Consider the following 15,797-nt stretch of genomic DNA (forward strand, 5'->3'; position numbering starts at 1 on the left):
CCTAACTCTTACAAGTGAACGAAATAGAATGAACAAACTGATCGATGCGTTATCGACGGACGGATACTACATCTGGGATGATTTCCTTTCTCAAGAAGAAGTGGCTGAGCTGCGTGACTGTATTCCAGACAATTGGAAGAAAGCACGTATTGGTCGTAACGACGATGTGACACGTGTTGAATCGATTCGTAGTGATAAGATTCAATGGTTGAAGCGTGACATGGGCTCGGCAGTAACGTCATTTTTAGACAAGATGGAAGCGATTCGTTTAGAAGCAAACCGTTACTTCTATCTCGGTTTGTTTGAGTACGAAGCGCATTTTGCGAAATATGAGAAAGGTGATTTCTACCAAAAACACCTCGACTGCTTTAAAGGCAATGAAAATCGCCGTCTAACCACCGTGTTCTACATGAATGAATCGTGGAGCGAAGAAGATGCTGGCGAGTTGGTGGTTTATGATTTGAATGACAACGTGATTGCGACGATCCCACCACGTTCTGGTCGCTTGTTTGTATTCTTATCAGAGCAATTTCCTCACGAAGTGTTACCGACAAATGCAGAGCGTTTTAGCATTGCAGGTTGGTTCCGCATTAATGGTGTGAAAGACAACCAGCTTGATATCGCTCACTAAGCGGTTTCATTGATTTCAAGAAGACAAAGGGACACCCACTTGGTGTCCCTTTGTTGTTTGGTTTGTCTAGAACGCTCGGCGTTACATACCTACTGAGAGCTCATAACACGCTTGCCTGTTTGACCATAACACCTGATAAACGTCGGCACAGAGTTTTCCCGAATCTACTTGTTCACCCATGATGATTGCGATTTCTTGTAATGTCATACGGCCTCGATATGGGCGGTCTTGAGAAAGCGCTTGAAAGACATCGACAACGGCAATGATACGAGAAGGCACATCCAAAGCTTCCGCCGTTTTATGATAAGGGTAACCTGAACCATCTAACCGCTCATGATGGTTGGAAGCCCACTCGGCAATCTTGGCATTCGGAAATACTTTGTGCAGAGCAAGTTCAGTATCAATCGTATGGCGCTTGATGCGTGTGTATTCTTGCTTGTCTAGTGGGCCTTCTTTGTGAAGAATCTCATCAGGGGTTTTGAGCTTGCCAATATCATGAACTAATCCCGCAATAAAGATCATCTCTTGCTCGTGTTCATCCAATCCCATTTTCTTCGCTAAGTAACGAGACAGTTCCGCAACTTTTTGTGAATGTTGATAGGTGAAAGAACTTTTTGCGTCGACAATTCTTGCAAGGAAAAGTCCTAAACTGGTGAGATCTTCGATACTTAATTGCTTTTGCAGCCAATCGATATTTTCGAACTGCATACCAATAGTTTCGATGTGTTCGGATTCCATGGCGAACCAAAACGCGTCTGTCATGATAAGTTTGACCATGGCACGGCACATTTCGGGATGAAACAAGGTACCGGCATTAACCAAGACACATTCCGCGATCAGTTCTTCATGTAAAGTGACAAGATCACTATGGCAGTTAGTGACGTAGTGGGCGCGCATAAAATCTAAACGGTCCGCGAGATAGAGTAATGCGGCGACGTTTTTTTCGAAAGGGGGAATATCAATCTGATCCAACTCATCCCAGTGCGTGTGATGGTAAAGAATCGGAGTAGCGAATTGTGCCAGCAAGCGACATTGCTTAAGTGTGTGGTAACCACGAATGCAATGGGCTTTGGCGTCTTGAGGGACGAGCTGTTCGAGCAACATCATGTGCTCGCGGGTTTCTGAGACGCCACAGTCGTGAACCATTCCTGCGAAGTAACAGAACTCGGCTTGGTGATTATCCCAACCTAAAGCGAGAGCGCATTGGTATGCGATGTAAGCCACCCGATGGCTGTGGTGAGAATCGTCGACGCCTACGTAATCTAACGCACGCGCCACCCAGATAAGGGCTTGTTTTAGATCGACTTCAAATTCGTGATTACTCGACGAATCATAAGCCTGATTCTTTGTTAAAACCGACATGGTAAATACCGACGTTTTTGTTTTTCCTATGCCCATTTTTCTAGTTTTAAGGGACTGCAGCAGCGAACTGATAGCAAATATGACGAGCATAGGATGTGTTTATAGTTATGGCGGGAATAATACTGGTTGTCGCACGTAAATTTCATCACTAGGGGAAAAGTATCGTTCAGTTCTTTGAACTACGTATTGATTTAGAAAGAATTTTAGGTGTTCGATTGACTTCCTTTGAAAAGCCACCAATTAGTGATGTAAAGTATTCTCATTATCATTATTGTGTGGAAGGTAAGTTATGAAAAGAGTGGTAGTTTGGGGTGCAAGTAGTGGTCTTGGTTTGGCAATTGCACAGTATTTTGCAGAGAAAGGTGCTGAAGTTGTCGGTGTGGCGAGAAATCCAGACAAAAGCCCAGAATTAAAGGCGATTTGTCAGTCAACGTTTGTGTGTGATGCCACTGTTACGGAAGAGGTTAACGCGGTGGTTGCACAGCTCAATCAAGATGACATTATCATCAGCAGCATGGGTAGCTTCCGTGCTGATATCCCAGTGGACTATCTTGGGCATCGACATCTGGTTGACGCTGCGTGTCAGGCTTCTCTAAAGCGTTTTGTTCTAGTGACTTCACTTGGTTGTGGTGATAGCTGGAAATACCTTTCTGACCGTTCTAAAGCGGGTTTTGGCGGTGTTGTGCGTGAGAAGTCATTAGCGGAAGCATGGCTACAAACCAGCGACTTAGATTACACCATCATTCGTCCAGGTGGCTTGAAAGATGGTGAAGTGACGGGCAATGGTGTGTTGGTTGAACCTAAAGAAGTGCATGGTTTGGTATACCGCCAAGAAGTGGCTCGTTTACTTTTTGAGATGCTGGAAAAAGGTCAGGGCAGTGGTGAGATCTTCCACTGTGTCGATCCAGAGCTGACTTACTAGGTTGGCCTTTTAAGCGAATGATTTTGAGGGGCTGGGTTTAGGCGCTGTCCCTGCTTTCGTTTGAATAGAGCACGACTTGGTCGCGGCCTAGATCTTTTGCGGCATACAAGGCTTCGTCTGATTCATCTAACAGGCGATTTGGGTCTATGATGTCGGCTTGCGTGCGCTCTGAAAGGCTAATACCAATGGAGATGGTTAGATACTTGATGATCGGCTCATCATGATGAATGATTTCCAGTTGTTTAACCCGTCCGCGCAGTTGGTTGCCTCGCGCTAACGCCTCTCTAGTATCGTGAACAGGGGCAAGCACAACAAATTCTTCGCCTCCTAGGCGCAAAGCATAGCCGTGGGTTTGCACGGCGAAAGATTCCAAGGTCTTCGCAACTTTTTGCAAGGCCTTATCACCCTGCAAGTGACCCCTATGATCATTAAACTCCTTAAAGTGATCGATATCGATAAAGAAACACGCGATGAACATTTTGTTCGATTGATAACACAATGAGCGAAATGATGCTTCAAGAGAACGGCGATTATACAGACCGGTTAAGGGGTCGTGCTTCACCATGTCATCGAGTTCTCTGTTTTTGCAGACAACTTTGTCGACAAGATGGCTAAAGGCGCGCGCTAAATCTCCGATTTCATCTTTCCTTTTGGTATTAGGGACTTGAAACAAACTGATGGTTTCAAAATTTTGACGCATAAAAGTAGATAAGTTGTTGATTGGCGAAGAGATGTGATAAGAAAGCAGCAACAAAAGAGGATAAGAAATCGCCATTCCTAACACGATTTCGCGGATAGAATCGACAACAAATTCCTCTCGAATATCCCTTACGAGCTGTATGTCGTAGAGCAATTCAATGTTGCCTTGAATGTCCCCGTTTAACGGTAATGTGATATAGAGGATGTCTTTCTCAAAGCTTATGTGGCTTTTTCCGATTACCCGACAAGGGTAGAGATCCAACGTGTGGTCTTCTTCCAACTCTTTACTTAAATAGTACTGCTCACGGGCGTCATTGAGTCGGGCGAGCAGGTATTGCACTTTTACACTCGATTGTGAGCCTGTTTTTTTCACGGATGTTAGTCTGGCAATGCGTTGATCTAAGTCCTGCTCGAAAGTTGGGGGATAATCGGAGCGCCAAATCTCTTGTGCATTTCGATTGTAAGTGACGGACACTGGGGTTTTCGACACTGAGGAATAGCCGTTGACGTAGAGATAACGCAAATCCGTATGCATTTCCAATTCATCTTTAAAGCTCGGCAACATTAAGTTTGCATAGTTGCCGCCATGAACTGCATCGCTGATGTGATGAATTAGCGCGCTCGCACTCTGCTCACGAGAGACGATCGTCGTTTTAATGATGGTGTCCATTGAGTTATGAAAGTTGTAGTAACCCAAAGCACCAATCATGAGAATGACGAGAACAAAATGCGAGAGGAAGATCTTTATTCTTATTGATGTTCCCACAATATGAATTACTCATTAAACACATCAATGATGGGCACCGCACAAGTACCATTGACGCAGATGTCTTTGTATCCGTTATGACAGCGATAGCAAGCTTCAATTCTCAGAGAGGGGTGACTATCGGATATGTCGTTTCCCTGCCGATCATAACTCCCGTAAAGCGCTTCACCAGCAAGATGCTCGGTGACAAAAATAATGTTTTCTTCTTCGTATATCGCAACTGCCGTTAAGCCATCGGTATATGGGCCGTGCTTTTTATAAGCTTCTACTTTGTGTTTTGGGACATATATGCTCAGGTTTGTGCCTCTTCCTTGATTCGTCCAGTTGTACATCTTCACTGTTTCTTGCACAAAAGTGGGTGTGTTTGGTGGCAACACTACATCTCTGGCCGGAATAACGCTCTGTTTTACAAGCACAAGTCTGTCGAGGTTTTCTGGAAAGCTCGCTAATGAACTCGCGAAAACTGAGCCAGAAAAGGCCATCAGAGCAAACAGCTTGTATCCCATGGCATGTCCTCAAGCGTTGGTACATAAGTAATAGAATAGTCGATAATCATTGGTTTGGTCGGGTTGGGCTGTGAGAGAAACAAATACAAGATTCTGTGAGCTCTCGATCTCGAAGTGATTGAAAAAACATCTAGAATGACTAAGTCATACGCTCAGCCAAAACACAAAAGGAATTTGTATGCTGAAACATTTTCTCTATCGCGGTTATACCAATGGACTCAAAGTGGCCGCTCACGTTCTTCCTTTGCCAAAGCCAACGCTATTTTCGGGTTCTGGCTCCGTTAATGAACTGTGTGAGGCGGTCAGCGATCTGGGCTTTCAGCGATTGTTGTTGGTGACAGATGAGGGGCTTGTCCAGATCGGAATGGCAGAGCATGTTGCAGAGCGCGCAAGCTCTAATGGATTAGAGGTTGTTGTATTCTCAGAGGTGAAGCCAGACCCAACTTATGACCATGTTGAACGTGGCTTAGATGTTTATCTGGAATCCGGATGCGATGCGATTTTAGCGCTGGGTGGTGGCTCGGCAATGGATTGTGCCAAGGTGATTGCCGCTAAAGTGACGAATAAGCGTCCCATCAAAAAACTCGCTGGGTTGTTTCGTGTCTGGAGAACACCAGCGCCTTTATTTGTTATCCCAACCACATCGGGTACAGGATCTGAGGTGACCATTGCCGCTGTAGTTTCCGACCCCGTTACCCACCTTAAAACGCCGTTAATGGACCCTAAACTCGTGCCATTGATGGCTGCATTGGATGCAGATCTGTTGTTGGGCTTACCAGCAAAGATTACGGCGGATACGGGGATTGATGCATTGACGCACGCTGTTGAAGCGTATGTATCCCGCAATGCATCACAAGAAACAAAAGCCTACTCCGTTGCAGCCATTAAACTCATCTTTAAGTATTTGCCTAAAGTGGTAGAACAGGGGGAAGACGTAGAAGCAAGGCATAAAATGGCGATGGCGTCTTATTATGCTGGGTTAGCGTTCACCAAAGCGAGCTTAGGTTACGTTCATGCCTTTGCCCATAACTTAGGAGCAAAATATGGATTGCCTCATGGAATGGCGAATGGTCTTGCTTTGTTACCGGTTCTTAAGTTTTCGCTGCCAGAGATAGAGCCACAACTGATTGCTTTGAGTGACGCCTTGTTAGGAAGTAGCGCCGATTCTGCCAGTGCCCAAAACTTTCTCGATCGTATCGAAGAGTTGTATGAAGTGATTGGCATCGAAAAACACACACCAGTGCTTAACAGTTCGGACACAGAAGAGTTAGTGGCGTTGATCTTGAAAGAAGCGCATTGGAACTACCCAGTACCCAAATTCATGAATGAGCAAGAATGTGCTCAGTTACTTTCTGAAATTCGCACTTAAGATATGGTTGTAAATTAAAATATACAGTAGTGGTTTTTTATCCTTACACTTTGCTTGATATTATTCTAAAGATCCTACAGAATCAGCTTCATTACGAACATGGTGTTAGGTTTATGGTGCCGTTGCCCGATCTGATGCTAATAAATCTTATTAAGCTGTAAAGATAAATATACAATGAGTCGATCTAAAGTGTTTGGTAGTACCCTGATTATTGCAGGGACTACAATTGGTGCCGGTATGCTGGCACTTCCTCTTGCCTCTGCGGGTATTGGTTTCACGACTTCCTTGCTGATCATGCTAGGTCTGTGGGCATTAATGGCGTTTACCGCGCTATTGATGTTGGAGCTTCATCAGTATGCCGATAGCAGTGCAACTCTTCATACTCTAGCGAAACAAATTCTTGGTCAGAAGGGCAAGTGGGTTGCAAGCTTTGCCATGCTTTTCTTGTTTTACTCATTGTGTGCTGCTTATATCGCTGGTGGTGGTGCTCAGTTTGGTGACAGACTCACCGAATGGTTTGGTCTAGATATTTCAGGTTCGACTTCAACCATCATTTTTACTCTTATTGTGACCATGGTTGTGACAGTGGGTACTGGCACTGTAGACAAAGTAAACCGCGTGCTGTTTGGTCTTAAAATGGTGACCATGATTGCAGTGTTGTCATTTCTTGCGCCAAATGTGACAGAATCTTACCTATTAAGCATGCCTGTAGAGCAAGGACTGATTGTTGCCGCCATCCCAGTTATTTTTACTTCGTTTGGCTTCCATGGCAGTATTCCGGCGATTGTGAACTACCTAGACGGCGACACATCATCGCTACGTAAAGCGATCATTGTGGGTTCGACCATTCCATTAGTGATTTACATCTTTTGGCAGATCGTCACTTTAGGCGTCGTAAGCCAAGAAACACTGGTTGAAAATGGTGGTTTGAGTGCACTGATTGGACAGCTTTCTCAAACGGTTCATCAGTCCAATCTTGGCAGTGTTGTTGGTGTATTTGCCGACTTAGCTCTTCTGACCTCTTTCTTGGGAGTGAGTTTAGGCCTGTTTGAATTCTTGGGTGACACCATCAAAGGCGATAGTGAAAAACCAAACCGTTTGGTGGCGGCTGTCATAACTTTTACGCCACCGCTTGGCTTTGCACTGTTTTACCCACAAGGCTTTATTATGGCATTAGGTTACGCTGCAATTGCGTTGGCAATCCTTGCGATTTTCTTACCTCTGGTGATGGTGGTGAAAGTACGTCGATCTGAAGAGTTTACTGGTGAATACCGCGTTGCAGGAGGCCAAGGAGCGTTGGCGGTAACGGGGATTGTAGGAACAGGCATTGTTTTGGCACAAGTATTGATTACTCTGGGAGTGCTACCTGCGCTTGGTTAATAGAAACGGTGAATAAAACGAAAGCCAGTGTGTTACAGCGCACTGGTTTTTTTGATCTGGATTAAATTACCGTAGAATATTCGGTGAAAATATTGGCGGAAAACTGTTTTTATTTCGTACACTTAGACTGTGGTATGTCGATAATTTAGGTGGAGAAAAGCCGCTCTAATCACATCAAATACGCTGACTTTAATGAGCTTTTTCTTCGGTATTTCTCTACTTGGGTGTGGAGGTGAAGTATGGCGCACCGGAGTTTTTACCCGTTTGCAAAGCCGCTTAATGAGCAAATGCAAACATTGAAAAATAGGATGCAGGTCCATTTGCCATGCATTGATAGGGTGTCGTTTGCCAAATATCACCCTAAGCAAGGTGTGCTAAAATCTTTTGCTGAAAGTGAGTTTGATACTTGGTGTCTAGCGCATCATGAAGCGCCTTTGCGCAAGCTTCACAATCTTAGTCTCGCGGCTGATAACGCCGTACCTCGTGTGGTTAACGATCTCTACGACATCAACCATTGCTCACGTGTTCAGACATTACTTAAACACGGTTATCATTCCTCTGTTGCTGTCCCTTGCTATGATCAGCAAACCTTTACTGGTTTTGTGTTCCTCAACTCCATCCAACCAAATGCCTTTAGTTTAGAAGCGCTGAATGGCCTCAAACCGTATTTCGAAATGGTACAGTTTGCTGTGGAATCGGAGGACCATGTGGTTAATGCAATCGAAATACTTGCAGAACGGATGCACTGCTTGATGCCAGGCTATTCGCCCGAAGTGTTTTCTCATAGCAAGAGGATGGGACTTTACAGTCAAGTGATCGCCACTCACATTGCCGACCGTTACCAACTCAGTGATGAAGTGGTGGAGCAGATTGGGATGTTTGCGAGATACCACTCTTTGAGTAAGACCGCTTTACCAGCCGACATTGTTTGCCGTCGCCATCATTTATCTCGCGAGCAAGAATCGCGACTACAAGAGCACATCGAACAATGCATAGAAGCCGCAGATAACATTGTTGCGAGAATTGGTAACCCTGTGCATCCAAGCATTACCTTGTTCCACCAAATCATGACATATCAACACGAGAACTTAAATGGGTCGGGTTATCCGTATGGATTGGAGGACATCGATATTCCTATTGCGGCCAAAATTGTCGCTGTCGCTAATGTGTTCGATGTGATGACTACCCACCATCCATATCGTCAGGCGTGGTCGATCCCATATGCGTTATTAGAGTTAGAAAAGCTTGTGTATCAGGGATTGTTATCAAGAGAATGCGTCAACGCTTTACGTGATCATCAAGATTACTTAAAGCAAATCATCCATAAATACCCAGAGCATTATGCAGGCATGGGATTAATGTGAAAGTAGAGGAGTAAACCGTGAAGGGAATCAAATGTTGACTAGGAGGTCATTATAAACAATACTGTATATGTATACAGTAACTCGTTTGGAGGTGAAGTATGTTGTGGGAAACCCTTGAAAGAGTAAACCGCTTACGCCAACAAGCACTTGCGAATGATGAATTCGTAGAGTCTGCAAAAGAACACGAAGAAGCTTTGCATGACCAAGAGCATTATTACCAACCTAAGAAGCGTTCAGCCAAAGACAGACAAGGTAAGAAGTCGCTGGCCGATATCTATAAAGAAGTAGAATTTGGCGCTGACGCTCGTCATTAATGTCATCAAACGGCTGCGGACCTCATCCACTTTTTCTCACCGCCGCAGCGTAATTCATCTTATGGGCAAGTGCCTATCACTTAGCCGCTTGCCCAATCGTCTCGAAACGTAAATTCCCCCTTCGTTTTGAATCCTGCTTCTTGAAGTCACTTGGTTATCTTCCTTATCGATAAGCAAGGAGCGCACTCGATCTGAATCACCGATCCTTACCATCTTTTAAATTTATAAAACAATCAACTAATGATAATAATAATGGTTTGCATTTGTATCTACCCTGTTATATAAAGCCAAGCTTATTAATCGTTTTGTTGAATAAAATAATGAAACGTAACGGATAGGTGAATGGGTTAATCACGTATTACTGATGCCGATAGTTAAATGGATTAGGTGAAGTAGGGATGTTAGAAGCCAAAGCTCTTCAGTTCAACATTAACGGAAAGTCTCTGTTGAAAGCATTTGATTTGACGTTTGAAACTGGAAAAACGTACGCGCTCGTTGGCCACAATGGTTCAGGAAAATCCACGCTTCTCAAGTTGTTAGCCCAGCAGCAGGCATACAGTGACGGTGATGTTTTGTTGCACGGCGACAATATTAATCATTTTTCCGCAAAAAAATTCGCACAACATATCGCATATCTACCCCAACACTTACCGATGACGGACAGTATTCTTAGCCGTGATTTGGTCAGTTTTGGTCGTTATCCATGGCATGGCTTGTTAGGGCGTTTAAGTGCAAAAGACAAAACCATAGTCGAAGAAGCGATGGAGATGACTGGAACGTTGAAATATGCTGATCGTTTAGTCGACACGCTTTCTGGTGGTGAGCGACAACGTGTGTGGCTGGCCATGCTACTTGCTCAAAAGACGGAATACTTGCTACTTGATGAGCCACTGTCGGCGCTCGATATTGGCCATCAGGTCGATATGCTTTCTTTGATCGCTAAGTTAAGTAGAGAGCTTGGATTAGGGGTCATCATTGTTCTGCATGACATCAATTTAGCCGCTCGCTTCTGTGACCACATCGTAGCCCTACATCAAGGTGATTTGATTGCACAAGGTGATGTTCAAAAAGTGTTCACTGAGCCCAAGCTGAAAGAAATATATGGCATTGAAATGCGTATTTCAGATCACCCCGCTGGATATCCAGTAGCAATGCCAAGCTAAGCGGAGTCGACAATGAACTGCATACTTCGTTTTTCTTGGTTAAAGCACGTAGCCTCCCTTACGGCTCTCTTTTTAACCTTCCCAGTTGATGCAACCTCGCAACGAGTTATGTCTGTCGATTGGACCCAAACTGAAACCATGTTGGCGCTTGGTGTTGTGCCTGTGGGGGTTGCGCAAGGGCAAGATTACGATGCTTGGGTAAAAGCGCCATTGTTGCCAGTGCAAACCAAAGATGTGGGTTTGAGGACGCAACCTAATATCGAACGTATTTATGAACTCAAGCCGGATCGTATTTTTATTGCGCCTTATTTCTCTGCTATGAAAGAGCGCCTTGCCGATATCGCGCCTGTGACTACCATCGATCTCTATGGTAAAGGCATTACGGATTGGTCGGTACTCACTCAATTTACCCGTACTTTTGGAAAGGAGTTGGGAAAAGAAGCGCAGGCGGAAACTCTAATAACACAGTCTGAGGTGCAACTTTCCAAACTCAAGCAAACAATAGATGCAGATTCTGCTCCTTTATTGATGATTCAATTTATGGATACCAAGCACGTACGCGTTTTTGGTGAAAACAGTCTTTATTCTCAGGCGATTGCCAAGCTCGGTCTCTCTAACGCATGGAAAGAAGAAACCAATAGTTGGGGATTTAACATGGTTGGGATTGATAAATTGGCAGGAATCTCAGCACAGATCGTCATTGTAGATCCACTTCCTCATGGAGGGGAGCAGCAACTCGCGAGTGATAAATTCTGGCAATACATTGTTGAGCAATCAGGCCATCCCGTTATGCGAGTCGCTCCCGTTTGGAGCTTTGGTTCGATGCCTTCTGCTGTTCGATTTGCGCACTTAGTGGCTGCAGAAAAAGAAAAGGAGCAACGTGAATGAAAACCGTTCCTTTGACGCTGGTGGTGTTACTTTCGGCACTTACTCTGTTTGTTGGTGTGGTTCATCTGCACAACACAGCGGCATTTCCGGTTGCGCTGAAAAGCTTTTGGCAACCAAATTTTCAATCGATAGATTCGGTTTTACTGCATTTTAGCTGGTGGCCGCGAGTTTTCACGACCATTATTTCGGGCGCAGGATTGGCGGTCGCTGGCGTATTGATGCAACAAGTCTTGCGTAATCCACTGGCTTCACCAACTACACTTGGTGTCGCAAGCGGTGCGAATTTTACCTTAATGTTGGCGACGTTATTCGCCCCTTGGTTGCTGGATTTTTCAGCCAACCTTGTTGCGTTGATTGGCGGTGTTACGTCTATGGCGCTGGTGATGTTGTTATCTTGGCGACGCGCTTTGTCTCCAACCGTTGTTGTGGTTTCCGGTCTGGTAATTAACTTGTATTTTGCTTCGCTAAGTACGGTCATTTTGATGATGAATACCGAGAAGCTTAATGGATTGATGATGTGGGGAGCAGGTTCTTTAGTTCAAAGTGGGTGGGATGACTTTCGCTATTTGGCCCCACGTGTCGCGATTGCCGGCCTGGTCGCATTTCTGTTTGCTAAGCCATTAACTTTATTGGAGTTATCGGAACAGGGAGCAAAAAGCTTAGGTGTATCTCTAGCAAAGCTAAGATTTGTATGCCTGGGTTTAGCGGTTTTGATTACCTCTTGGGTGGTGGCGACGGTTGGTATCATCGGTTTTATCGGTCTAGCTGCTCCGGCAATCACGCGTTTAATTGGTGTTCATCAGATCAAGCACAAGCTTTGGATATCGATGTTGATCGGCGCAATGTTATTGACATTGACCGATTTGGTTATTCAGCAGTTACCCGGTCTAATGGCTAGCTTTATTCCTACGGGAGCTGCAACGGCTGCGCTTGGTGCTCCGCTCCTACTTTGGTTACTGCCGCGGTTGTCGCAAAAGACACAAGGGCATACCCAAACAGTGCTTACTCGACACTCCGAACGAGTCAATAAGCTGAATAAACACGCCATCGCTTTTACCTTTCTGATTATTCTGGCGGGCGTGGTTCTTTTCAGTACAGTTTCTGTACAGAATCAAGGTTGGACGTCGCTTTTCTCGACTAAAGAATGGCTATTTTTAGAATGGCGAACGCCAAGACTCCTAGCCGCGGCGATTGCAGGTGCTATGTTGGCGATAGCAGGAACCATTATTCAACGCTTAAGTGGCAATCCAATGGCCAGCCCTGAAGTTATCGGTATCAGTTCTGGTACGGCAATTGGCTTAATTATTGCCATGTTTACTGGCGTTGGCGCGTCTGTGGTTACTTTGTCGATAGGTGGTTTGATCGGCGCTTTATTTACGATATTCGTAATCGTTTTACTGAATAGAAAATCTGGCTTCCAACCAGAGCGCATTTTGCTGACAGGCATTGCGATTACTGCGCTGATGAATGCGATACAGAGTTTTATTTTGGCTTCCGGTGATCCACGTAGTTATCAGGCGTTAGCTTGGCTCTCTGGCTCTACTTATTACGTTTCTTTGGATACCTTGCTGCCTTTGGCCGTGTCGGCGTTGACCTTCATCGGCTTGAGCTTTGTGTGTGTAAGATGGTTGGATATTTTGCCAATTGGCGCTTCTTCTTCAAAGGCATTAGGGCTAAATGTAGATCGCTCCCGTGCCGTTCTGTTACTCCTTGTCGCTTGTCTCACTGTGAGTGCAACGTTGGTCGTCGGTCCTATCAGCTTCGTCGGTTTACTTGCGCCACATTTGGCACGTCTATTTGGATTTAATAAAGCATCTCAACATATGTTGTGCGCGGCTTTAATTGGCGCTGGCGTAATGCTGTTGGCAGATTGGCTAGGCAGGCAAGTACTTTACCCTCAAGAGATACCCGCAGGTCTCATGGCCTCAATCATAGGGGGCCTGTACCTAATGTGGGGGTTACGTCGTTTGTAAGAGTTTAAATCCACAGGGCAAGACGACGAACCCAAACAAAGACAACTGATAAGAATTCTATGACTGGGTGATCGCTCTCATCACCCACTAAGTAGTGCTCGCAAAACACATTCTGTGCTTTTGCATTTATGGAAAACAGTGGTTATGCCGGAACCAACCTCATCGTATTCGTGCGTTGATATTGCTTATAAAAGGTTGGAAAGGTTGCCGACTAAAGGAGAAAATAATGAATCGGCAGTTTATGCTGACACCAGCGTCAATGGCTATTGCAATGGTGTTAGCTACCCCTCAATTGCTTGCTCAAGAAGATGAAAACCTGGTTGTTATTGGCCTGGAAGAAGACAGTGCTGTTGGTCCCGACTTTAGCTATCTTGGCGCTAAGAGTCGCACTGCAACCAAAATGGATTTAGCGATCAATGAAACGCCACGCTCGGTTTCTGTAGTGACTCGCGAACAAATGGATGATCGCGCATCCATCAGTGTTTCAGATGCGCTGCAATATACGCCAAGCATTCAAACCAACTACTTTGGTGAAGATAACAAGCAAGACTGGTTTATCATCCGAGGTTTCAAACAGGCAAACAGCGGCTTATACCAAGATGGCACTCGTCTTTACTCATCAGGTTTTTACAGTTGGCAGATAGACCCATTTGCACTAGAGCGAGTAGAAGTGTTGCGCGGTGCTGCTTCTGTTCTTTATGGCCAAAACCCACCGGGTGGGGTGATCAACCTAGTAAGCAAACGCCCACAATTTGATAGTGGCTCAGGCCAGGTGTCTCTGGAATATGGCTCTGAAGATCGTAAGCAAATTTCGTTAGACGTGAACTCCGAAGTGAATGAAAAGCTCGCGGTCCGTGTTCAAGGTCTGGCGAGAAAAAATGGCACGCGTGTTGATGGCGTCGAGGCTGAGCGGTTCTTAATTGCTCCGTCACTGACGTACAAATTTACAGATATGTCGGAAATTACCTTGCTGACTAGCTACCAGAAAGATGACTCCGACCCGTATCTGCAATTCTTACCTGTTGAGGGGACATTAAAGCCAAACAAAAATGGAAAGATCAGTGATAGCCTTGCAATAGGAAACACGGATTGGGAAACATTCGAGCGTGAACAGCTTTCTTTAGGCTACGAGTTCTCACACAGGTTTAACGACACTACGTCTTTTGTGCAGTCGACGCGTTACAGCCAAATGGAGGTGAACCTGAGGCAGATGTACTCCTATGTGTATGCAGCAGATGTTCCAGGGCTAGGTCCATTGCTTGACCCGCTTAACGAGCGTAAGAGTATCTTACGTGCAGCGACCACAGAAGAGGGGTCATCAGACGCGTTTAATATTGATAACCGCCTGATACACAATATGAAATGGGGAAGTGTGGAACACAACCTCATGGTGGGAATTGATTACCAAATGGTGAGCATTGATGGCAAAGACTTTGCCAGTGATCCATTGGTTGCGGACGGTGACGCTATCTTAACAACGCCAATTGGTATGCTGCCTGACCCACGTTTTGATGTGTTTAACCCAAATTATTCAGACAACGTTTGGTTACTTGACTCAACCACACTTCAACCGCTAACGGACGCAGATAAACAACGTACTAAGGTGGATAATGAACAGCTTGGTATCTATCTTCAAGATCACATGTTGATCAACGATAAATGGGCTGTGTTATTGGGGGCGCGTTATGACAATACGAGTAATGAAGTACATAACGTAACCACAGGCTCACGCACCAAAGTGGATAATGAAGAGTGGACGTTAAGCTTAGGTACTGCGTACATCACGGATTCTGGATTTACGCCTTACTTTAGTTACTCACAATACTTCGACCCAATCATTCAACAAGACAGTGCTGGTAAACCCGCGAAACCGGAAAGCGGTGATCAGTTTGAGGTTGGTGTGAAATACCAACCTCGTTCGTTTGATGGTTACTTTAACGTTGCTGCATATCAAGCAACTAAAGAGAACCTCGCTCGTATTTACCTCAACGAGCTGACTCAGATTGGTAAGGTAGAGAACAAAGGACTCGAATTAGAAGCGGTTGCTAACGTGACGCCGTCACTAACTTTGCTTGGTAACATCGCTTATGTGGATTCGGAAATCAAAGAGGATGTAAATACATCTTGGGTTGGCAATACGCCGTCTCAAGTAGCAAACACGGTATCTTCTGCATGGGCACATTACCGTTTCCTTGAAGGAACTTTTGATGGTTTAGCTTTCGGGCTGGGTGCTCGATATACGGGTGAATCCTACGGTGACAACACTGAAACGTTGAAGGTCCCAGGCTATTTCTTGATGGACGCGACGGTAAGCTATCGTATTGGTGATTACAAACTTCAGGTGGCGGCGAAAAACCTAGCTGATAAAGAGTATGTCGCGACGTGTGACGGCTTCTGTTGGTATGGTGATCGCAGAAATGTGATTGCGAATCTTACCTACGATTGGTAAATCATCGAGAG

The 15,797-nt window shown here is 45.1% G+C and carries 13 protein-coding genes; 10 read left to right on the top strand and 3 right to left on the bottom strand.

The window, feature by feature from the left end; translation table 11 throughout:
- Positions 1–28 precede the first annotated feature (28 nt).
- Complete coding sequence (locus tag BCT11_RS06950) at positions 29–631, top strand: 2OG-Fe(II) oxygenase (RefSeq protein WP_038872201.1); 603 nt, start codon at positions 29–31, stop codon at positions 629–631.
- 81 nt (positions 632–712) lie between these two features.
- Here BCT11_RS06950 and BCT11_RS06955 read toward each other — a convergent pair whose 3' ends face one another.
- Positions 713–1,993, bottom strand: coding sequence for an HD domain-containing phosphohydrolase (locus BCT11_RS06955; protein ID WP_102387720.1), 1,281 nt, complete (start codon positions 1,991–1,993; stop codon positions 713–715).
- 289 nt (positions 1,994–2,282) lie between these two features.
- On the opposite strand from BCT11_RS06955, the gene BCT11_RS06960 reads away from it, so the two are divergent.
- Complete coding sequence (locus tag BCT11_RS06960) at positions 2,283–2,915, top strand: SDR family NAD(P)-dependent oxidoreductase (RefSeq protein ID WP_102387735.1); 633 nt, start codon at positions 2,283–2,285, stop codon at positions 2,913–2,915.
- A 37-nt stretch (positions 2,916–2,952) separates the two neighbouring features.
- Here the strand turns inward: BCT11_RS06960 and BCT11_RS06965 are convergent, their stop codons facing one another.
- Positions 2,953–4,380 carry a GGDEF domain-containing protein gene (locus BCT11_RS06965; protein WP_230676728.1) on the bottom strand — a complete coding sequence of 476 codons (1,428 nt, stop codon included), beginning with the start codon at positions 4,378–4,380 and terminating at the stop codon, positions 2,953–2,955.
- Positions 4,381–4,388: 8 nt separating this feature from the next.
- Positions 4,389–4,886, bottom strand: coding sequence for a hypothetical protein (locus BCT11_RS06970; RefSeq protein ID WP_038872208.1), 498 nt, complete (start codon positions 4,884–4,886; stop codon positions 4,389–4,391).
- A gap of 178 nt (positions 4,887–5,064) precedes the next feature.
- Between BCT11_RS06970 and BCT11_RS06975 the strand changes: the two genes are divergently transcribed.
- From BCT11_RS06975 to BCT11_RS07010, 8 genes are all read left to right on the top strand, one after another.
- Complete coding sequence (locus tag BCT11_RS06975) at positions 5,065–6,255, top strand: iron-containing alcohol dehydrogenase (protein WP_042605816.1); 1,191 nt, start codon at positions 5,065–5,067, stop codon at positions 6,253–6,255.
- Between the two features lie 174 nt (positions 6,256–6,429).
- The gene (locus BCT11_RS06980; RefSeq protein WP_038872212.1) at positions 6,430–7,635 is read left to right on the top strand and encodes an aromatic amino acid transport family protein; all 1,206 of its coding nucleotides are present in this window, start codon (positions 6,430–6,432) and stop codon (positions 7,633–7,635) included.
- Between the two features lie 239 nt (positions 7,636–7,874).
- Positions 7,875–8,999, top strand: coding sequence for an HD domain-containing phosphohydrolase (locus BCT11_RS06985; RefSeq protein WP_102387736.1), 1,125 nt, complete (start codon positions 7,875–7,877; stop codon positions 8,997–8,999).
- A 98-nt stretch (positions 9,000–9,097) separates the two neighbouring features.
- A complete protein-coding gene (locus BCT11_RS06990) occupies positions 9,098–9,313 on the top strand; it encodes a hypothetical protein (RefSeq protein ID WP_038872220.1) in 216 nt (71 codons plus the stop codon).
- Positions 9,314–9,711: 398 nt separating this feature from the next.
- Complete coding sequence (locus BCT11_RS06995; RefSeq protein ID WP_102387737.1) at positions 9,712–10,476, top strand: ABC transporter ATP-binding protein; 765 nt, start codon at positions 9,712–9,714, stop codon at positions 10,474–10,476.
- A 12-nt stretch (positions 10,477–10,488) separates the two neighbouring features.
- Positions 10,489–11,364: an iron-siderophore ABC transporter substrate-binding protein gene (locus BCT11_RS07000; protein ID WP_042605812.1), complete on the top strand. Its 876-nt coding sequence runs from the start codon at positions 10,489–10,491 to the stop codon at positions 11,362–11,364.
- Positions 11,361–13,337, top strand: coding sequence for a Fe(3+)-hydroxamate ABC transporter permease FhuB (gene fhuB / locus BCT11_RS07005; RefSeq protein ID WP_102387738.1), 1,977 nt, complete (start codon positions 11,361–11,363; stop codon positions 13,335–13,337). The genes BCT11_RS07000 and fhuB overlap by 4 nt, the downstream gene beginning before the upstream one ends.
- 226 nt (positions 13,338–13,563) lie before the next feature.
- Entirely contained in the window at positions 13,564–15,786 is a 2,223-nt protein-coding gene (locus tag BCT11_RS07010) for a TonB-dependent siderophore receptor (RefSeq protein ID WP_102387739.1), read from the top strand.
- Positions 15,787–15,797: the final 11 nt, after the last annotated feature.

Origin of the sequence: Vibrio sp. 10N.222.52.B12 (genome assembly GCF_002875385.1) — a bacterium.
GTDB lineage: Bacteria > Pseudomonadota > Gammaproteobacteria > Enterobacterales > Vibrionaceae > Vibrio > Vibrio jasicida.